Origin of the sequence: Xanthomonas arboricola pv. populi (assembly GCF_002939945.1) — a bacterium.
Lineage (GTDB): Bacteria > Pseudomonadota > Gammaproteobacteria > Xanthomonadales > Xanthomonadaceae > Xanthomonas > Xanthomonas arboricola_A.
In genome coordinates this window covers 548,566-566,421 of the sequence record NZ_MDEB01000003.1, presented here as the reverse complement: position 1 = coordinate 566,421, position 17,856 = coordinate 548,566, and the positions used below count along the sequence as shown (strand labels likewise).

Here is a 17,856-nt window from a genome sequence, read left to right as displayed (position 1 = left end):
GGTTACACGCCCTTCTGGATCACGCCGTAAAACACCATCAACGCCGTCACTGCGATCCACACGATCGTGAGCGGAATGAACACCTTCCAGCCCAGACGCATGATCTGGTCATAGCGGTAGCGCGGGAAGCTGGCACGGAACCAGATGTAGGCGCTGGCGAAGAAGAACACCTTCATCAGCAGCCACGGCCAACCACCCTTCCACAACCAGTCGATCCACGGCGAAATATCCGCGTTGACCCAACCCTGGATCGGGCTCAACCAGCCGCCGAGGAAGAAGATCGAGATCAAGAAGCTGACCAGGATCATGTTGGCGTATTCGGCCAGGAAGAACAGCGCGAACGCACCGCCCGAGTATTCCACCATGTGCCCGGCGACGATTTCCGATTCGCCTTCCACCACGTCGAACGGCGCGCGGTTGGTTTCGGCGACGCCGGACACCCAGTACACGATGAACAACGGGAACAGCGGAATCAGGAACCAGTCGAAGAAACCGGAGCTGCCCGCCTGCGCAAACACGATCTGGCTCAGGTTGACGCTGCCGGAAGCGATCATGACGCCGACCAGCGCAAAGCCCATCGCGATTTCGTAGCTGACCACCTGCGCGGCCGAGCGCATCGCACCCAGGAACGCATACTTGGAATTGGATGCCCAGCCGGCCAGGATGATGCCGTACACGCCCAGCGAGGTCATCGCCAGCAGATACAGCAAGCCGACGTTGGCGTTGGACAGCACCAGCTGCGCGTCGAACGGCACCACCGACCAGGCCGCAAAGGCCGGCGCCAGCGTCAGCAGCGGCGCGATGATGAACATCGCCTTGTGCGAGCTGCTCGGTTGCACGATCTCCTTGAACAGGAGTTTGAACACGTCGGCGAAGGCCTGGAAGATGCCCATGCCCACGTACATCGGCCCGTGACGCACGTGCATCCAGCCGATCAGCTTGCGCTCCCAGACCACGTAGAAAGCCACCGACACGATCACCGGCACGGTGATCAGCAGGATCTTCAGCACGGTCCACAGCACCACGCCGCCATCGCCCAGACCGACAAACCACTGGTGCAGGGGATCGACCAGGTTCAATAGCAATTCGTTCATGCAGCCACCACCGTTACACGACCGGCACCGAGCGGCGCAGTTGCGCCATGGCCGGATTCGATCCACACCGTGCCCGGTGCGACGCGCTTGTCCAGCACCACCGGCAAAGTCGCCTTGCCGGCATCGGTGCCGACCTTGACCATCTGACCCGCGCCGACCTGCAACTGCGCGGCCTGCTCCGGATGCATCGCCACACACGGCGCGATGTTGAGCGGGTGCGACTGCAGCGCGGCGGCGCGACGCACCACCGCATCGGTGCGATAGATCGCCGCGGTGGCGGCAACTTCCAGCCCGTCGCCGCTCGCAGCCGGCTGCGCCGAGGCGACAGGGCTGACGGGGCGGTTCTGCATGCCGGCTCGCAGGCCGACCAGATCGATGAATTCGAAACCGGCCAGACCCAGCTCGCCGCCGAGCGCACGCAATACGCGCCAGCCTTCGCGCGCTTCGACCGGCAGACGACCGGCGGCACGTGCGGTCTGCACGCGACCATCCAGATTGGTCAGCGATGCGTCGATTTCCGGCAGTGCGCCGATCGGCAGGATCACATCGGCCACGTCACGCGTGGAGGCGCAGGCGAACTGGCTGAACGCCACCACCTTGGCACCCGCCAGCGCGCTGCGTGCAGCGGCGGCATCGGCGAAATCCAGGCCCGGCTCGACGCCATACAGCACGTACGCCTGACGCGGCTGCGCCAGCATGCCGGCGACATCGCGTGCGGACGGCAGCACACCCTGCGACACCAGACCGACCGCATTCGCACCTTGCGGGATCCGGCACAGCGAGGCACCGGTTGCAGCGGCAAAGTCGCGTGCAGCGGCACGCAACGCGGCAGCCTGCGGGTGGTTCTCAGCCAGTGCGCCAACCACGATCACGGCGCGCGTGGCGTTCTTGACCGCATCGCGCAGTGTCGCATCGTCCAGGGCGCCAGCCAGCTGCGACGGCGCAACAACCGTGCGGCTTGCCTGGGTGAAGGCGAAATCGAAATCGACCGGATTGACCGAATGGATCTGCGTCCCGTTCTGGATGCTGGCCTTGCGCAGGCGTGCATGCAGCAGCGGCAGCTCGTGACGCACGTTGGTGCCGAACAGCACCACGACGTCGGCTTGCTCGATCTCGGCCAGCGCCGTGGCGAACACTTCGGCCACTGCGGCATCGGAGAAATCGCGGTTGAGCAGGCGGTGATCCAGGTTGCCGCTGTTCAGGCCTTCGGCCAGGCGTGCGAGCAAGGCGCCCTCTTCGTTGGAAGTGGACGGATGCACCAGCACACCGAGCTGATCGCCGGCGTTGTCGCGCAGGATCTGCGTCGCGGCGGCCAGGCCTTCGGCCCAGCTCACCTCGGTCCATTGCCCGTTGACCTTCTTCAGCGGCTTGACCGCACGGTCTTCCGCATACAGGCCTTGATGGGAATAACGATCGCGGTCGGATAGCCAGCACTCGTTGACCGCCTCGTTCTCGCGCGGCACGGTGCGCAGCACTTCGCCGCGACGCACATGCAGGAACAGGTTCGAACCCATCGCATCGTGATAACCGAGCGATTCGCGTGCCATCAACTCCCATGGACGCGCGCGGAACTGGAATACCTTGTTGGTCAGCGCGCCGACCGGGCAGACGTCGATCACGTTGCCGGAGATTTCGGTGGTCAGGGGCTTGCCGTCGTAGGTACCGATCTGCAGGTTCTCGCCGCGATACATGCCGCCCAGCTCGTAGGTGCCGGCGATGTCCGCGGTGAAACGCACGCAACGGGTGCACTGGATGCAGCGGGTCATTTCGGTGGCGACCAGCGGACCGATGTCCTCGTCCGGCACCACGCGCTTGCGTTCGTTGAAACGGCTGACCGAACGGCCATAACCGAGCGACACGTCCTGCAGTTCGCACTCGCCGCCCTGATCGCAGATCGGGCAGTCCAGCGGATGATTGATCAGCAGGAATTCCATCACGCTGCGCTGGTACTTCAGCGCCTTTTCGCTACGCGTGGTGACCTTCATGCCGTCCATCACCGGCGTGGCGCAGGCAGGCGACGGTTTCGGGGATTTCTCGACGTCCACCAGGCACATGCGGCAGTTGGCCGCGATCGGCAGCTTCTCGTGGTAGCAGAAGCGCGGGATCGGGATGCCGGCCTTGTCGGCCGCCTGGATGATCATCGACCCCTTCGGCACCACCAGGGACTGCCCGTCGATCTCGACGGTGACATGGTCCGGTGGCACGTTCGGGTTCACTGGTTGGGCGCTCATGCGGCCACTCCGACAGGCGTGTCGACGATCGAACGACCGTTGACGATGTAGTACTCGAACTCGTCCCAGAACTGGCGCAGGAAGCCCTGAATCGGCCACGCCGCCGCTTCGCCGAAGGCACAGATGGTGTGTCCTTCGATCTGGCCGGCAACGGTGCGCAGCTGATGCAGGTCTTCCATCGTGGCCTTGCCGGCAACAATGCGCTCCAGCACGCGGTGCATCCAGCCGGTGCCCTCGCGGCAAGGGGTGCACTGGCCGCAGGATTCTTTGTGGAAGAACTGCGAGATGCGGCAGGCAAAGCGCACGCAGCAGACGCTGTCGTCCAGCACCACGATCGCGCCGGAGCCCAGACCGGTTCCAAGCGCACGCAAGGTGTCGTAGTCCATCTGCAGCCCGGCGACCTGGTCGGCCTTCAGTACCGGCATCGACACGCCGCCAGGCACCACGCCCTTGAGCTTGCGGCCCGGACGCAGGCCACCGGCCATTTCCAGCAATTCGTCGAAGGTGGTGCCGAGCGGCACTTCGAAATTGCCGCCCTTCTGTACGCAGCCGGACACCGAGAAGATCTTCGGGCCGCCGTTCTTGGTCTTGCTCAAGCCGAGGAACCACTCCGGGCCGTTGCGAATGATCGCCGGCACCGACGCATAGGTCTCGGTGTTGTTGATGGTGGTCGGCTTACCGTACAGGCCGAAGTTGGCCGGGAACGGCGGCTTATAGCGCGGCTGGCCCTTCTTGCCTTCCAGCGATTCCATCAGCGCGGTTTCTTCGCCGCAGATGTAGGCGCCGGCACCCAGCGCACCGTAGATATCGATATCCACGCCGCTGCCGAGAATGTTCTTGCCCAGCCAGCCATTGGCATAGGCATCTGCCAGCGCCAGTTCGAAGTTTTCGAACGGCTCGTGGTGGAACTCGCCACGCAGGTAGTTGTAGCCCACGGTCGAGCCGGTGGCGTAGCAGGCGATCGCCATGCCCTCCACCACCGAATGCGGGTTGTAACGCAGGATGTCGCGGTCCTTGCAGGTGCCCGGCTCGGATTCGTCCGAGTTGCACAGGATGTACTTCTGCATCGTGCCCTTGGGCATGAACGACCACTTCAGACCGGTCGGGAAGCCCGCGCCGCCACGGCCGCGCAGGTTGGACGCCTTGACCATCTCGATGACGTCGGCCGGCGCGATCTTCTCTTCGAGGATCTTGCGCAGCGCGGCGTAGCCACCGGTTTTCAGATAGCTCTCGTACGACCACGGGGTATCGTAGTGCAGCGTCGTGTAGACGACCTGATGCGGCAACGGCGCCGGACCGACCGGGCCTGAGGGTGCGTGATGATGTGCCATGTCTTACTCCAGCCCGTCCAGCAGCGCGTCGACCTTCTCTTTCGTCAGGTGCTCGTGGTAATGGCCGTTGATGACCATCATCGGCGCTGCAGAGCAGGCCGCCAGGCACTCTTCTTCGCGCTTGAGGTAGACGCGGCCATCGGCCGTCGACTGCCCCAGCTTGCAACCCAGTTTCTTTTCCGCATGCGCCAGCAGATCTTCGGCGCCATTGAGCCAGCAGCTGATGTTGGTGCAGAACGCCACGTTGTGGCGGCCGACCTTCTCGGTCTCGAACATCGAGTAGAAGCTGGCGACCTCGTAGGCCCACACCGGCGGAAGGTCCAGATACTTGGCCACGCCCACGATCAGCTCGTCGGTCAGCCAGCCCTGGTTCTGCTCCTGCGCAGCGTGCAGGCCCTGCAGCACGGCCGAACGCTTGCGATCGGGCGGGAACTTGCTCAACCAATGATCGATGTGCGCGCGCGTCTTGTCGCTCAGCACCACCTGCGGATCGACGTCGCGCGCCGCTTCGAAATTACCCGTCGCCTTCATCGGTCAACCTCACCGAAAACCAAATCGTAAGTACCGATCATCGCCACGACGTCGGCTAGCAGATAACCACGCACCACCGCGTCCATCGACGACAGATGCGCAAAGCCCGGCGCGCGCAGATGCACGCGGAACGGCTTGTTGGCGCCATCGGACATCAGGTAGCAGCCGAACTCGCCCTTGGGCGCTTCGACCGCGCAATAGGTTTCTCCGGCCGGCACGCAATAGCCTTCACTGAACAGCTTGAAGTGATGGATCAGCGCTTCCATGTCGTCCTTCATGCCTTCGCGGCTTGGCGGAGCGACCTTGAAATTGGTGACCATGACCGGCCCGGGGTTGGCCTTCAGCCACTTCACGCACTGCTTGATGATGCGATTGGACTCGCGCATCTCGGCCACACGCACCAGATAGCGGTCGTAGCAATCCCCATTGGTGCCGACCGGCACATCGAACTCCACCGCGTCGTACTTGGCGTACGGCTGCTTCTTGCGCAGGTCCCATTCGATGCCCGAGCCACGCAGCATCGGACCGGTCATGCCCCAGGCACGCGCCAGATCCGGGCTGATGATGCCGACATCGACGGTACGCTGCTTCCAGATACGGTTATCGGTCAGCAGCGTCTCGTACTCGTCCACACGCGCCGGGAACGTGTTGGTGAAATCTTCGAGGAAGTCCAGCATCGAGCCTTCGCGCGCTGCATTGAGCTTCTTCAGCGCCCCACCCTTGTGCCAGCGCGATTCCTTGTACTTGGGCATGCGATCGGGCAGATCGCGATACACGCCGCCGGGACGGTAGTAGGCAGCGTGCATGCGCGCGCCACTGACCGCCTCGTAGACGTCCATCAATTCTTCGCGCTCGCGGAACGCGTACAGCATCACCGCCATCGCGCCCAGGTCGAGTGCGTTGGACCCGACCCACATCAGGTGGTTCTTGATGCGGGTGATCTCGTCGAACATGGTGCGGATGTAGTGCGCACGCTCGGGCACTTCGATGCCCATCAGCGACTCGATCGCGCGCACGTAGGCGTGCTCGTTGCACATCATCGACACGTAATCCAGGCGGTCCATGTACGGAACCGACTGGTTGAACGGCTTGGACTCGGCCAGCTTCTCGGTGCCGCGGTGCAGCAGGCCGATATGTGGATCGGCACGCACCACGGTCTCGCCGTCCATTTCCAGGATCAGGCGCAGCACGCCGTGCGCCGCAGGATGCTGCGGGCCGAAGTTCATCGTGTAGTTGCGGATTTCCTGCTTGCTTTCGACAGGATTGCTCGCGAAGGCATCGGTTGCCTGGCGGAACTCACTCACTTGGCGGTCTCCGACTTGACCACTTCACCAGCGGCAGTCTCATAACGGGCATCGTCGCGGATCACGCGCGGCACACCGACGCGCGGCTCGACCGAGGTCACCGGCTCGTACACGACACGCTTGCGCTCATCGTCGTAACGCACTTCGACGTTGCCGATCAGCGGGAAATCCTTGCGAAACGGATGGCCGACAAATCCATAGTCGGTCAGGATGCGGCGCAGGTCCGGATGGCCATCGAAGACGATGCCGAACAGATCGAAGGCTTCGCGCTCGAACCAGTTCACGCCAGGCCAGATATCGGTCAACGACGCCACCACCGGCACCTGTTCGTCCGGTGCGTAGCAACGCACGCGCAGACGCTGGTTGTGCTGGTAGGAGATCAACTGCGCGACAACCGCAAAACGCTGCTTGGGCATGTGCTGCGGATGGGCGCCGTCGGAACTTTCCTGGCTGGGAAATTCACCCCAGGCGAAACGGCCGACGGCCTTGCCCTCGACGCCGCGGCTGAAGCCCTGCGACGACACGTCGGCGGTATCCCACTCGTCGCTGCCGTAGCCCAGATAATCGACGCCGCACAGATCGCTGAGCTGCTCGAAACCGAGCTCGTCGCGTAGGGCCAGGCAGGTGGCGTGCCAATCGGCCGCAGCGACTTCCAGCGTCACTTCGCCGCGCGGCAATGCCACGGCGATCTGCGCACCGGCGAAACGTGCCGCAAGTCGGTCAGTGAAGGAAGATGCTTGCTCTGCCATGGGGGCTTGGCTGCTCTCAGTAGAAGAAGACGGGTGTCAGCGCGCGATGGTCTGGGTACGCCAGATCTTCTTCTGCAGCTGCAGGATGCCGTAAACCAGCGCCTCGGCGGTCGGCGGGCAACCGGGGACATAAATGTCCACCGGCACGATGCGATCGCAACCGCGCACCACCGAATACGAATAATGATAGTAGCCGCCGCCATTGGCGCAGCTGCCCATCGAGATGACCCACTTCGGGTCCGGCATCTGGTCGTAGACCTTGCGCAGCGCAGGGGCCATCTTGTTGACCAGCGTGCCGGCCACGATCATCACGTCGGACTGGCGCGGCGACGGGCGGAACACCACGCCGTAGCGGTCCAGATCCAGGCGCGCCGCACCGGCATGCATCATCTCGACCGCGCAGCAGGCCAGGCCGAAGGTCATCGGCCACATCGAGCCAGTGCGCGCCCAGTTCAGCAGCGCATCGACGCTGGTGGTCACGTAGCCCTTCTCGAGCAGCGGGTTTTCGCCTTCCGGGCGCAGGATGTCTTCCACCCGGCCTTCCGGCATCGGGTTGGTCATCAGACGATCCAGGGTCTGAATCACTCCCATTCCAGCGCTCCCTTCTTCCACACGTAGATAAAGCCGAGGAACAACATGCCGACGAACAGCCCCATGGTGACCAGCGAGCGTGCGCCGATCTCCATGAACACCTGCGTCCACGGCACGATGAAGATGATTTCCAGATCGAACACGATGAACTGGATCGCGATCAGGTAGTAGCGCACGTCGAACTTCATGCGCGCGTCTTCGAAGGCTTCGAAGCCACACTCGTAAGGCGAGAGCTTGCGCGGGTCCGGACTACGCGGACCGAGGAATCGACCGACCAGCATCAGCACGATGCCGATACCGGTGGCGACGATCAGAAAAAGCAGACTCGGCAAATATTCGGCCAGCACAGCGATTCTCTCTTGCCTCTGCCCGCACGCGCCGCGTGCCGGCATGGGGTATAGGCAGACCCCGCGCGCGACAGGCGATGCGCAGGAACTGCAGCCAAACAATGGTGCCCAAGAGGGGACTCGAACCCCTACGACCTAAGTCGCTACCACCTCAAGGTAGTGCGTCTACCAATTCCGCCACCTGGGCATACGTTGCGCCGCTGGGCATCCCAGTGCGCAGCGCATTGTAACCGGCTTCAGCGTTTTTGTGCTGGTTCCGAAGCGTTTTCTTCGCGTGCCGCAGGCGCTTGCTGCACCGGTGCGGACTGCGCAGGCGTTGCAGCCGCAGGCGCGGCAGGCACTGGCTGCGAAGGAGCAGTCGGAACTGCGCCGGCGGCTGGCGCCTGTGGCAGCGGCTGAGTCAGCTCGCCAGCGGCAGTAGGCGCCGGGGTGGCCGACTGCGACATCACGCCCAGGTTCTGGTCGGTCGGACGTGCGCCGTGGGTGGCGTACCACGCCATGAACAGACTGATGCTGAAGAACACCACTGCCAGCCACTTGGTCGACTTGGACAGGAAGTTCGACGCGCCCTGCGAGCCGAACACGGTGCCCGAGGCGCCGGCGCCGAAGCCCGAACCGGCTGCCGCACCCGCACCGCGCTGCATCAGGATCAGCGCAATCATCGCCAGCGCGACCAGCACGTAGACCACATTGAGGATCAACATCAGCATTTCGAAATCCGTCCCCGGACAAAACTTAATGGGTTAACAAGCGGCCGCCGCACGCGCGATGGCCAGGAAGTCTTCGGCGACCAGCGAGGCGCCTCCGACCAGCCCGCCATCGACGTCGGGCTGCGCAAACAGCTCGCTGGCGTTATCGGGCTTGACACTGCCCCCGTACAGGATGGGCAGAGAATCAGCGATTCTAGCATCCGCCTTCGCGACTTCGCCACGCAGGAACGCGTGAACCGCCTGCGCCTGCTCCGGGCTGGCGGTACGGCCGGTGCCAATGGCCCAAATCGGCTCGTAAGCGAGCACGGCGCGGGCGAAGCCCGCGCGGCCCACCAGCGCCAGCACCGGTTCGAGCTGGGCGCGCAGCACCGCCTCGGTCTGGTCGGCCTCGCGCTGTTCCAGCGACTCGCCCACGCACAGCACCGGGATCAGGCCGGCATGCATGGCGGCGGCGAATTTGCGTGCCACCAGCTTACTGCTCTCGCGATGGTACTGGCGACGTTCGGAGTGGCCGACCAGCCCGTATTCGGCGCCGACATCGACCAGCATCGTGGCCGAGACTTCCCCGGTATAGGCGCCCTTCTCGTTACTGCTGACGTCCTGGGCACCGAAACACAGGTGGTGCTCCTCGAAATCCTCGATCAGGTCGCCGAGGTAAGGCAGTGGCGGCAGGATGACGACATCGACACCCTCCAGGGGCATGTGCGCGGCGATCTGGGCCACCAGTTCGGTGGCGAAGGCGCGGCTGCCATGCAGCTTCCAATTTCCGGCAACGATCTTTCGACGCATCAGGCGCAGGTTCCTGAGTGGAAGACAGGCGACAGAATAGCCCATGCCCTGTCGGCAGCCGGCACACTTCTGTCCATTGTCTGTCGTCCCCCCTTCTCCAACAGGAACCTGCCATGTCCGTTTCGCCTGTCTTCGCGCTGGTCACCGGCGCCTCCAGCGGCATCGGCCGCGAGATTGCGCGCGCTTACGCAAGGCGTGGCGTGCCGCTGATCCTGACCGCGCGCCGGATCGACCGGTTGCAGGCGCTGGCTGCGGAGTTGCGGCCGTTGGTACGGGTGGAAGTATTGCCGGCCGATCTGGGCGGTCCCGGCGCGGCAGAAACACTGGTTGCGCAGATCCAGCGCAATGGCTGGACGGTAGGCACCCTGGTCAACAACGCCGGCTACGGCGTGCCGGGCCGCTACCTACACAACGACTGGGCCACGCATGCACGCTTTCTGCAGGTGATGGTGGGCGCGGTGTGCGAGCTGACCTGGAGGCTATTGCCGATGATTCGCGCCAGCGGCCAGGGCCGCATTCTCAATGTGGCCTCGTTCGCCGCGCTGACGCCGAGTGCCGATGGGCAGACGCTGTACGCAGCCAGCAAGAGCTTCCTGCTGCGCTTCAGCGAATCGCTGGCACTGGAGAACGCCGACTGCGCGGTCAAGGTCTGCGCGCTGTGCCCCGGCTTTGCATGGTCGGAGTTTCACGATGTCACCGGCACCCGCGAGGCGATGTCCACCCTGCCCCGCTGGGCGTGGCTGCAAGCCGACGACGTGGCCGAATACGGCATTGCCGCGCTGGAGCGTGGTCAGGTGCTGGCCGTGCCGGGCTGGCGCTATCGCCTGGTCAGTGCCGCGTTGCGCGCGTTGCCGCATGCGCTCGCATTGCGCCTGATGGCGCGCGGATCGCATCGGCTGCGTCCGTTGCAGTGAGGCGGTCGCGCATCCGCTGCTCGCGGCGTCTCGCGCGCGCAATTCCCCCCCCTCCCCTGGCTGCGTGCCATTGCCGCAGCCAGCTGAGCCGTAGCCATTGCCCGAATCGATAACGGCCGAGGCCCCACTCCTGGCTGCAACGCAGGTGACTGGCGACACGTCGCGAGTGGGCGTCAGGCGCTATGCACGCTGCACTTATAACCGCAGTCTGCGAGTGGAAACATGTCGTCACGAGGACCGAACACGCGCGTCCAGCACTGCGCGCAGTCATGCTGTGACGCCTTCAATGATTGACGATTTCGCCATGCATGGCCGCGAGCCGTGCGAGCAGACGATTCTGTGTGCGGCGTGTAATCTTGCGCTGATCCATCGCCCAGTTCAGGTCCTCCACCAGCGCGTTGAAGTCGCCTTCGCGAATGGCCAGGTGCGCGTGCGCCTGCTGCATCGACTTGGCGGTATCCGGGCACGGACCATCGGCGACATGGCAGAACTTCTGCACCAGGCGCTCGTTGAGCATCACGATGTTGACGCGCGCGAACGTGTCGACGATGCGTGGGTCGTCGGCGATGCGCGACAGCATGGTTTCCACCAGCGCTTCGATCCCGGCGTGCCCGCCGAGTTCGTCGTAGAGCGTGGGGCGCGGTTGCATGGTGGCGCAGGCACTCATCAGCGCCAGCATGCACAGCAAGGGCCAGCGCAGCGGTCGATTCATCAGAACGCCACCTGCACGGAAAGATAGGGACCACGTTGGCCGGTGAGTGTGGCGATGTCGCCGAGCTCGGCCCATGCCGCGGTCAAGGACACGTGCTTGCTGGGAAACCAGGCCACGAATGCATCCGCCCAGGCCTGCTCGCGGGCGAAGCCGAGGTTATCGGGTTTGTCGCGATACTCCACGCCGACCACCCACGCCGGCGACAGCACGACGGCGGCGCTGGCCTCGCCGACCAGCCGGTAGGCGTTGCGACGATCGCCGCCAAAACCGAGCAGGCCGGTCTGATTGGCGCGGGTCGCGCGCAGCGTGCCGTTGAGCAGCAGTTGATAGCCGCCCGCAGCCTGCAGGAACAACCGGCTGGCGCTGACATAGACATCGGTGCCGTGATCGTCGCGCGCACCGATCGCCAGCGGCAGCGTGCCATCGCGCAGGCGTTTGTATTGCAGCCCCACACTGACCTGTGGCGCATGTCCGTAGACCAGATCGCCGCAGACCCGCAGCTTGGCGCCGAACACGTCCTGGCCGAGCGCATTCCACGGCAGGCCCAGCCGATCCTGAAGGGTTCCCAGATCCAGCCGTTGCCGCGCCAGCGAAAGTTCCAGCCGATTGCCGACCGTGAGCGCAGCGCCTTGCACGTCCAGCCGGTAATCGCCGCTGTCCACATGCGTGGCGAACAGGACGGTACCGAGTTCGTCGCGGGTGCCGTATCCCGACAGCGTGGCCCACGGCACGATGCCGCCACCGCTACTGCCTTCGATCATCGACACGCCGCCGGTGGCGAGCAGACGCCCGTCGCCCGCGATCGCCGACGCGGGTGCGATGGCCAGCCCGGCCAATGCCACAGCCAGCAGCGTGCATCGCCACCTGTTCATCAATGCGCTCCTGCCTGCGCCGCCGGCGCCAGATCGAGTTGCCGCATGCACCAGGCGACCAGCGGTACTTCTTCCAACGGCGGCGAATAGAGATAGCCCTGCACCATGTCGCAGCCGTAACCGCGCAGCAGACCCAGGGCGATGGCGTTCTCCACGCCTTCGGCGATCACGCTCAAGCCCAGGTTATGCCCGAGATCGATGGTGCTACGCACGATGAACGCATCGTCGGTGCCTTCGGCCAGCTGCATGACGAAGCTCTTGTCGATCTTCAATTCGTTCACCGGCATGCGTTTGAGCTGCGCCAACGAAGAATAGCCGGTGCCGAAGTCGTCGATGGACAGCCGCACGCCGACGCCGCGCAGCTGATGCAGCATGTGCAGCGCGGATTCGACATCGCGCATCAGGGCGCTTTCGGTCAGTTCCAGCGTGACCGACTGCGCCGGCACGGCGTGATGCTCCAGACGGCCACGCACGTAATCGGGCAAACCGGGGTCGGACAGATCCAGCGCGGAGAGATTGATCGCCATGCCCAGCTCCAGGCCCTGCCTGCGCCATTGCGCCTGGCAGCGCAGCGCCTCATCCAGCACGAAGCGGGTCAAGGGATGGATCACGCCGGAATGCTCGGCCAGCGGAATGAATTCGTCCGGGCCGATCGCCCCGAGCACCGGATGCTGCCAGCGCACTAGCACCTCCACCTGTTCGACGCGATCGTTGCGCAGGCAGATCTTGGGCTGAAAGCGCAAGGTCAGCTCGTTGCTGCCGATGGCCTGGCGCAGATCGCCGGTCAGACGCAGCCGGCGCAGATGCTGCTCGTCCTGGCCCAGGCGATATACGCAGGCGCCGACGGTGGTCGCATTGCCGCCCTGGCGACGTGCGATGTCTGCGCGGCGCAACAAGGTGTCCGGATCGGCGCCGTGCTCTGGAATCAGGGCGATGCCGATGCTGGCTTCCAGCTGGATGCGCGCCTGCGGCAGCGCCAGCGGGCGGCGCAACTGCAGCAGCAAGCGCTGTGCATCCTGTTGCACGGTGGTGACGTCGGTCTGCGCCACCACCACCATGAATTCGTCGCTGCCCAGCCGCCCGACGAGATTGGGTTCCTGCACCACGTCGGCAAGGCGGCGGCCCGCTTCGACCAGGACCTGGTCGGCGAAGTCGTGGCCCAGGCTGTCGTTGAGTTCCTTGAAGCGCTCCAGATCCAGGATCAGCACCGCAGCCGTGCCGCCGGAAGCCACGGTCTGATCCACCACGTCCTTCAGCCGCTCCAGCAGCCAGATGCGATTGGGCAGACCGGTCAGGGCATCGTGGCGCGCCTGATGCAGGATGTGCTGCTCGCGACTGGCGATCTGCTGCTGCATGCGCCCGAAGCTGTCGGCCAACTCGGCCAGTTCGCGCCCGGATGGCACCTCGACCGCGGTGTGATAATCGCCGCGCTGGATGCGCCGTGCTGCCTGTACCAGTTGCGCGACCGGCTTGCTGACGCTGCGTGCCAGGAAGATCGCCACACCCAGCGCCGCAGCCGTCGCCAGACCCGCCAGCAGCAGGATGCGCAACTTGAGGACGCGATAGGGCGCCACCGCGCGATCCAGCGAAGCCTGCAGCGCGACCCGCACATGGCTATCGCCCTGGATCGACTGCAGTTTGACCAGGTAACGCGACTCGGCCAGCGTCAACGCGACCGCCGCGCCCTGCGCGCGTTCGGCGGTCGGCAACTGCTGCGCAAATTCGGCGCGCGCGGCCGGCTCCAAAGTGGAGGCCAGCACCCGCACCGGCGGGCCATCGGTGAAGAAGGTCGCATCCAGCCCGGTGGTGGAACGGAAATCCTGCGCCAGGCCGTCGCCGGATTCATTGCCGATCGCGATCCAGCCTACCCGGCTCGGTGCCAGCACCTGCACCACCGCCAGCCGCACGATGCGTTGATCCAATGCGACCACGCCAACTGCGCGCCCATCGCGCTGCGCCTGCTGCAGCAGCGTCTGCACCGCGCGCAGCTGTTCGGCTTGCGGCAGGTCGGCAAGTCCGGTCAAAAATTCGCCATCCGGGGCCAGCAGCAGCGCGGTCTGCGCCGACATGCGCGCGGCGTGATTGCGCAATGCCGATTGCATGGTCGGCACATCGCCGCTGGCCACGGCCGCGCGAAAACCGAAGTCGTCGGCCAGCACCGAGGCCGACTGCATCAGTTGTTCGTCGCGGCGCAGATTGATGCGTTGCCAGACGCGCTCGCCGATCTGCAGTTCTTCGCCGAGCTGCGCCTTGACGCTGCGCTCGGTGGCGACCTGCACCGCGATGAAGGTCAACGCCTGCGTGGCGAGCACGACCAGCACCAGAAACGCCGCGATGCGGGTATGCAGGCGCATGGCCTTCATGGCTTCGGCGTCTTCGGGTCGGCGCGGCGGAACTTGTCCTGCAGCGCACGCACCCGCGCATCCGGGGGCGCCACCGCTGGTGCGGCGCCGGTGGTCTGCAAGGTCACGCGCCGCTGCACAGCCTCGCGCGCAAGCGCCACCGGCTCGGCGAGCGCAGCGCCCTTGAGGCGCGGATGCCAGACCCGCAGCGTGTAACTGCCTGCCGGCGCATCCAGCTGCACGCGACCGTCGCTGCCGGTCTTGCCGAAGTACGGCGTGTCCACCACCACGATATAGCCCAGCATCCAGTCGTGGATATTGCAGCCGACCGTCACCAGACCGGCCTGGTCGAAGCGCACCGGGGCGGCGGTGCTGCCCTGGAACAGCGGCAATTCGAAGCGCTTTGCGGGGGAGAACGAATAGACCTGATGGCGAATCTGGTCGTTGTTGGGAAACCGCACCAGGGTGCCGGTGCGCACCGCCAGCACGGCAGGCACGAACTGCGAATTGACCTGATCCATCTCGACGGTCCGGGGCGCCCCGGCGGCCACCGCACGTGCTGGCTCCAGGCTCACCACCGCATCGACCAACATGCCGTTGGCATCGACGACGGTCACGCTGATCGGCGTTGCCAACGCACAGGTTGCGGCGCAGTACGCCAGCAACCCAGAAACCGGGCCGATCCGTCTGAACAACTGCATCCGCATGCGCCCCCCAAGCTAGTGCACTCAGCAGCGGGCGCCAGGCGAGTCCGACGTCGCGCTAGCGATCAGACTGGGTTATCGGCTGAGGTGAATGCAAGCTTTAACCAGACGCGAGCGGAATTTATGGATCAAACTGTGCCCGCGGTCATTGACGATGCTGCAAGCGCAGCTATCGTCTTCGCTGCGAACGGCTTACTTCAGCTTGATTTCGCGCAGACGCTCTTCCAGAAACCCGTGCGCGGTAATCGGTTCGGGATAACGGTTCGGATTGTCGGCGGCGATGCACGAAGGCAGCACGTCGATGAGGAAATCCGGATTGGGGTGCAGGAAGAACGGCACCGAATAGCGCGGCTTGCGCGCCTGTTCGCCCGGCGGATTGACCACGCGATGGATGGTGGACGGATACACGTGGTTGGTCAGGCGCTGCAGCATGTCGCCGATGTTGACCACGATGGTGTCGGCGTCGGCAGTGAACGGCACCCACTCGCCATCGTTGGAACGCACTTCCAGCCCGGCCGCGCTGGCACCGACCAGCAAGGTGATGAAATTGATGTCGCCGTGCGCACCGGCGCGCACGTTGGGAATGTCGTCGCTGGTGATCGGCGGGTAATGGATCGGCCGCAGGATCGAGTTGCCGTTGTTGGTCTTGTCGACAAAATAGTCCTGCGGCAGGCCGATATGCAGCGCCAATGCCGACAGCACGCGCGAGCCCAGGTGGTCCAGCTGCTGGTACAGGCGATAGCCGCGCTCACGGAAACCGGGCACCTCTTCAGGCCACAGATTCGGCGCCATCACCTCGCGGTACGGCGAATCGTCGGCAATCTCGCGGCCGATATGCCAGAACTCCTTCAGATCGAAATGCTTGGAATCCTTGGCGGTTTCCACGCCGAACGCGGTATAGCCGCGCGCGCCGCCGCTGCCTTCCACGTGATAGCGACGCTTGACCTGCTCAGGCAGTGCGAAGAACGCCTTGAACACGTCGTACGCCGCGTCGATGTCGGCCTGCGCGATGCCGTGATTACGGATGCCGGCAAAGCCCCACTGCCGATAGGCCGCACCGAGCTCGGCGACGAAAGCGTCGCGGTCGCTGTCGAAACGGGTGATGTCCAGGGTCGGGATGCGGGCGCTCATACGGATATCTGCAGTCGAAGTCGGGAAGTCGAAAGGAAGGCCTGCCGCTCAGGACAGCAGGCGATACAACAGGTAGAACGTCGCGGCCTTGGCAAAGACCACGCACACACCAATGATCAGCGACTCACGCCGCGTCACGCACGGCCCCGGAGAGACGGTCGAGCGTGTCCTGCATCAGACCGGCGTCGTCGGCCTCCACGGTCACGCGCACCACCGGCTCGGTGCCGGACGGGCGCAGAAATGCGCGCCCACGGCCCAGCACGGCGGCCTGCGCCTGCTGCAGCGCCTGCTGCACGCCGGCGGCCTCCACGATCGACCTGGCTGCACCACCCTCCAGCCGCACGTTGACGGTCTTCTGCGGCACCTTGCTCAGACTGCTCAAGGCCTCGCGCAGGCTCTGTCCATCGCGCCCCAGCGCCTCGAGCACCTGCAACGCACTGACGATGCCATCGCCGGTGGTGGCGCGATCCAGGCACAGCAGATGGCCGGAAGTTTCGCCGCCCAGCGTGCCGCCGCCTTCGACCAGGGCCTGGTGCACGTAGCGGTCGCCGACCTTGGCGCGCTGAAACGGGATGTGCAATGCGGCCAGCGCCTGTTCCAGCCCGTAGTTGGTCATCAACGTGCCGACCACGGTACCGGTAAGCCGGCCGCTGGCCTGCCAGGAGCGGGCGAGCACATAGAGCAGATCGTCGCCATCGACCGGGTTGCCCTGGTCGTCGGCCATCAGCACGCGGTCGCCGTCGCCGTCGAAGGCGATGCCGAGCTGCGCGCCGCTCTCGCGCACCTTGGCGGCGAGGTTGTCGATATGGGTGGAGCCGACACCGGCATTGATATTGAGCCCGTCGGGTGCGGCACCGATGACGACCACGTCCGCACCCAGCTCGCGGAACAGCATCGGCGCGATGTGATAGGTCGCCCCGTGCGCGCAGTCCAGCACCATCTTCAGGCCGTGCAGGGTGAACCCGCGCGCCACGCTGGCCTTGCAGAATTCGATGTAACGGCCGATCGCATCGCGGGTGCGGATCGCCTTGCCCAGGCGCTCCGATTCCACGGTGTGGAACGGCTCGTCCAGCGCGGCCTCGATCGCCGCTTCGGTGGCGTCGTCGAGCTTCTCGCCTTCGGCGGAAAAGAACTTGATGCCGTTGTCGTAATGCGGATTGTGCGAGGCGCTGATCACCACGCCGGCATCGGCGCGCAGCGTGTTGGTCAGGAAGGCGATGGCCGGGGTCGGCATCGGGCCGATCAGCTGCACGTCGGCGCCGGCGGCGACCAGGCCGGCCTCCAAGGCGGCTTCGAACATGTAGCCGGAAATCCGGGTGTCCTTGCCGATCAGCACCAGCGGACGCTTGCTGCGGCCCCGGGTCAGCACCCGACCGAGCGCATTGCCCAGCCGCAATACGAAATCGGCCGAGATCACGCCCTGCCCGACCCGACCGCGGATGCCGTCGGTTCCAAAATACTTGCGACTGCTCATGCGTTGCGGTGTTCCTGCCTACGGGGGGGC

The 17,856-nt window shown here is 65.0% G+C and carries 17 protein-coding genes and 1 tRNA gene; 1 reads left to right on the top strand and 17 read right to left on the bottom strand.

Going from position 1 to position 17,856, the window contains the following annotated elements:
• Nucleotides 1-2: 2 nt before the first annotated feature.
• The 11 genes from nuoH to tpiA all read right to left on the bottom strand — a co-directional run bounded on the left by nuoH (nucleotide 3) and on the right by tpiA (nucleotide 9,677).
• Nucleotides 3-1,094 (bottom strand): NADH-quinone oxidoreductase subunit NuoH, encoded by a 1,092-nt coding sequence (gene nuoH / locus XaplCFBP3123_RS11930; protein WP_039522183.1) that lies wholly within the window; start codon nucleotides 1,092-1,094, stop codon nucleotides 3-5.
• Nucleotides 1,091-3,325, bottom strand: a complete 2,235-nt coding sequence (nuoG, locus tag XaplCFBP3123_RS11925) for an NADH-quinone oxidoreductase subunit NuoG (protein ID WP_104534209.1) — start codon at nucleotides 3,323-3,325, stop codon at nucleotides 1,091-1,093. Before nuoG ends, nuoH begins: the two co-directional genes overlap by 4 nt.
• A complete protein-coding gene (gene nuoF, locus XaplCFBP3123_RS11920; protein ID WP_104534208.1) occupies nucleotides 3,322-4,656 on the bottom strand; it encodes an NADH-quinone oxidoreductase subunit NuoF in 1,335 nt (444 codons plus the stop codon). Before nuoF ends, nuoG begins: the two co-directional genes overlap by 4 nt.
• 3 nt (nucleotides 4,657-4,659) lie before the next feature.
• The gene (gene nuoE / locus XaplCFBP3123_RS11915) at nucleotides 4,660-5,187 is read right to left on the bottom strand and encodes an NADH-quinone oxidoreductase subunit NuoE (RefSeq protein WP_016902996.1); all 528 of its coding nucleotides are present in this window, start codon (nucleotides 5,185-5,187) and stop codon (nucleotides 4,660-4,662) included.
• Nucleotides 5,184-6,491 (bottom strand): NADH-quinone oxidoreductase subunit D, encoded by a 1,308-nt coding sequence (locus XaplCFBP3123_RS11910; protein ID WP_104534207.1) that lies wholly within the window; start codon nucleotides 6,489-6,491, stop codon nucleotides 5,184-5,186. The genes nuoE and XaplCFBP3123_RS11910 overlap by 4 nt, the downstream gene beginning before the upstream one ends.
• The gene (locus XaplCFBP3123_RS11905; RefSeq protein WP_104534206.1) at nucleotides 6,488-7,240 is read right to left on the bottom strand and encodes an NADH-quinone oxidoreductase subunit C; all 753 of its coding nucleotides are present in this window, start codon (nucleotides 7,238-7,240) and stop codon (nucleotides 6,488-6,490) included. The genes XaplCFBP3123_RS11910 and XaplCFBP3123_RS11905 overlap by 4 nt, the downstream gene beginning before the upstream one ends.
• Nucleotides 7,241-7,276: 36 nt before the next feature.
• The gene (locus XaplCFBP3123_RS11900; RefSeq protein ID WP_016944318.1) at nucleotides 7,277-7,831 is read right to left on the bottom strand and encodes a NuoB/complex I 20 kDa subunit family protein; all 555 of its coding nucleotides are present in this window, start codon (nucleotides 7,829-7,831) and stop codon (nucleotides 7,277-7,279) included.
• Entirely contained in the window at nucleotides 7,822-8,178 is a 357-nt protein-coding gene (locus XaplCFBP3123_RS11895) for an NADH-quinone oxidoreductase subunit A (protein ID WP_003485539.1), read from the bottom strand. The genes XaplCFBP3123_RS11900 and XaplCFBP3123_RS11895 overlap by 10 nt, the downstream gene beginning before the upstream one ends.
• 102 nt (nucleotides 8,179-8,280) lie before the next feature.
• Nucleotides 8,281-8,365, bottom strand: a tRNA-Leu gene (locus XaplCFBP3123_RS11890).
• A gap of 49 nt (nucleotides 8,366-8,414) precedes the next feature.
• Nucleotides 8,415-8,888, bottom strand: a complete 474-nt coding sequence (secG, locus tag XaplCFBP3123_RS11885; protein ID WP_104534205.1) for a preprotein translocase subunit SecG — start codon at nucleotides 8,886-8,888, stop codon at nucleotides 8,415-8,417.
• A gap of 33 nt (nucleotides 8,889-8,921) precedes the next feature.
• Complete coding sequence (gene tpiA / locus XaplCFBP3123_RS11880; RefSeq protein ID WP_104534204.1) at nucleotides 8,922-9,677, bottom strand: triose-phosphate isomerase; 756 nt, start codon at nucleotides 9,675-9,677, stop codon at nucleotides 8,922-8,924.
• A gap of 113 nt (nucleotides 9,678-9,790) precedes the next feature.
• Here tpiA and XaplCFBP3123_RS11875 point away from each other — a divergent pair, with 113 nt between their 5' ends.
• The gene (locus tag XaplCFBP3123_RS11875) at nucleotides 9,791-10,591 is read left to right on the top strand and encodes an SDR family NAD(P)-dependent oxidoreductase (protein ID WP_104534203.1); all 801 of its coding nucleotides are present in this window, start codon (nucleotides 9,791-9,793) and stop codon (nucleotides 10,589-10,591) included.
• 283 nt (nucleotides 10,592-10,874) lie between these two features.
• On the opposite strand, the gene XaplCFBP3123_RS11870 is transcribed toward XaplCFBP3123_RS11875, so the two are convergent.
• From XaplCFBP3123_RS11870 to glmM, 6 genes are all read right to left on the bottom strand, one after another.
• Nucleotides 10,875-11,303, bottom strand: a complete 429-nt coding sequence (locus XaplCFBP3123_RS11870) for a group I truncated hemoglobin (protein WP_104534202.1) — start codon at nucleotides 11,301-11,303, stop codon at nucleotides 10,875-10,877.
• Nucleotides 11,303-12,175, bottom strand: coding sequence for a DUF3034 family protein (locus tag XaplCFBP3123_RS11865; RefSeq protein WP_172453216.1), 873 nt, complete (start codon nucleotides 12,173-12,175; stop codon nucleotides 11,303-11,305). Before XaplCFBP3123_RS11865 ends, XaplCFBP3123_RS11870 begins: the two co-directional genes overlap by 1 nt.
• Nucleotides 12,175-14,538 (bottom strand): putative bifunctional diguanylate cyclase/phosphodiesterase, encoded by a 2,364-nt coding sequence (locus XaplCFBP3123_RS11860; protein ID WP_104534200.1) that lies wholly within the window; start codon nucleotides 14,536-14,538, stop codon nucleotides 12,175-12,177. Before XaplCFBP3123_RS11860 ends, XaplCFBP3123_RS11865 begins: the two co-directional genes overlap by 1 nt.
• Nucleotides 14,535-15,218, bottom strand: coding sequence for a methylamine utilization protein (locus XaplCFBP3123_RS11855; RefSeq protein WP_104534199.1), 684 nt, complete (start codon nucleotides 15,216-15,218; stop codon nucleotides 14,535-14,537). The genes XaplCFBP3123_RS11860 and XaplCFBP3123_RS11855 overlap by 4 nt, the downstream gene beginning before the upstream one ends.
• A gap of 195 nt (nucleotides 15,219-15,413) precedes the next feature.
• Nucleotides 15,414-16,352, bottom strand: a complete 939-nt coding sequence (locus XaplCFBP3123_RS11850; RefSeq protein WP_104534198.1) for an isopenicillin N synthase family dioxygenase — start codon at nucleotides 16,350-16,352, stop codon at nucleotides 15,414-15,416.
• Nucleotides 16,353-16,476: 124 nt separating this feature from the next.
• A complete protein-coding gene (gene glmM, locus XaplCFBP3123_RS11845) occupies nucleotides 16,477-17,826 on the bottom strand; it encodes a phosphoglucosamine mutase (protein WP_104534197.1) in 1,350 nt (449 codons plus the stop codon).
• Nucleotides 17,827-17,856 lie beyond the last annotated feature (30 nt).

Excerpts from the sequence above, each read along its gene's own strand:
- tpiA (WP_104534204.1), bottom strand. The coding sequence starts at position 9,677 with ATGCGTCGAAAGATCGTTGCCGGAAATTGGAAGCTGCATGGCAGCCGC.
- XaplCFBP3123_RS11900 (WP_016944318.1), bottom strand. The coding sequence starts at position 7,831 with ATGGGAGTGATTCAGACCCTGGATCGTCTGATGACCAACCCGATGCCG.
- secG (WP_104534205.1), bottom strand. The coding sequence starts at position 8,888 with ATGCTGATGTTGATCCTCAATGTGGTCTACGTGCTGGTCGCGCTGGCG.
- XaplCFBP3123_RS11875 (WP_104534203.1), top strand. The coding sequence starts at position 9,791 with ATGTCCGTTTCGCCTGTCTTCGCGCTGGTCACCGGCGCCTCCAGCGGC.
- nuoF (WP_104534208.1), bottom strand. The coding sequence starts at position 4,656 with ATGGCACATCATCACGCACCCTCAGGCCCGGTCGGTCCGGCGCCGTTG.
- nuoH (WP_039522183.1), bottom strand. The coding sequence starts at position 1,094 with ATGAACGAATTGCTATTGAACCTGGTCGATCCCCTGCACCAGTGGTTT.
- XaplCFBP3123_RS11860 (WP_104534200.1), bottom strand. The coding sequence starts at position 14,538 with ATGAAGGCCATGCGCCTGCATACCCGCATCGCGGCGTTTCTGGTGCTG.
- XaplCFBP3123_RS11905 (WP_104534206.1), bottom strand. The coding sequence starts at position 7,240 with ATGGCAGAGCAAGCATCTTCCTTCACTGACCGACTTGCGGCACGTTTC.
- glmM (WP_104534197.1), bottom strand. The coding sequence starts at position 17,826 with ATGAGCAGTCGCAAGTATTTTGGAACCGACGGCATCCGCGGTCGGGTC.
- nuoE (WP_016902996.1), bottom strand. The coding sequence starts at position 5,187 with ATGAAGGCGACGGGTAATTTCGAAGCGGCGCGCGACGTCGATCCGCAG.
- XaplCFBP3123_RS11850 (WP_104534198.1), bottom strand. The coding sequence starts at position 16,352 with ATGAGCGCCCGCATCCCGACCCTGGACATCACCCGTTTCGACAGCGAC.
- nuoG (WP_104534209.1), bottom strand. The coding sequence starts at position 3,325 with ATGAGCGCCCAACCAGTGAACCCGAACGTGCCACCGGACCATGTCACC.
- XaplCFBP3123_RS11865 (WP_172453216.1), bottom strand. The coding sequence starts at position 12,175 with ATGAACAGGTGGCGATGCACGCTGCTGGCTGTGGCATTGGCCGGGCTG.
- XaplCFBP3123_RS11855 (WP_104534199.1), bottom strand. The coding sequence starts at position 15,218 with ATGCAGTTGTTCAGACGGATCGGCCCGGTTTCTGGGTTGCTGGCGTAC.
- XaplCFBP3123_RS11870 (WP_104534202.1), bottom strand. The coding sequence starts at position 11,303 with ATGAATCGACCGCTGCGCTGGCCCTTGCTGTGCATGCTGGCGCTGATG.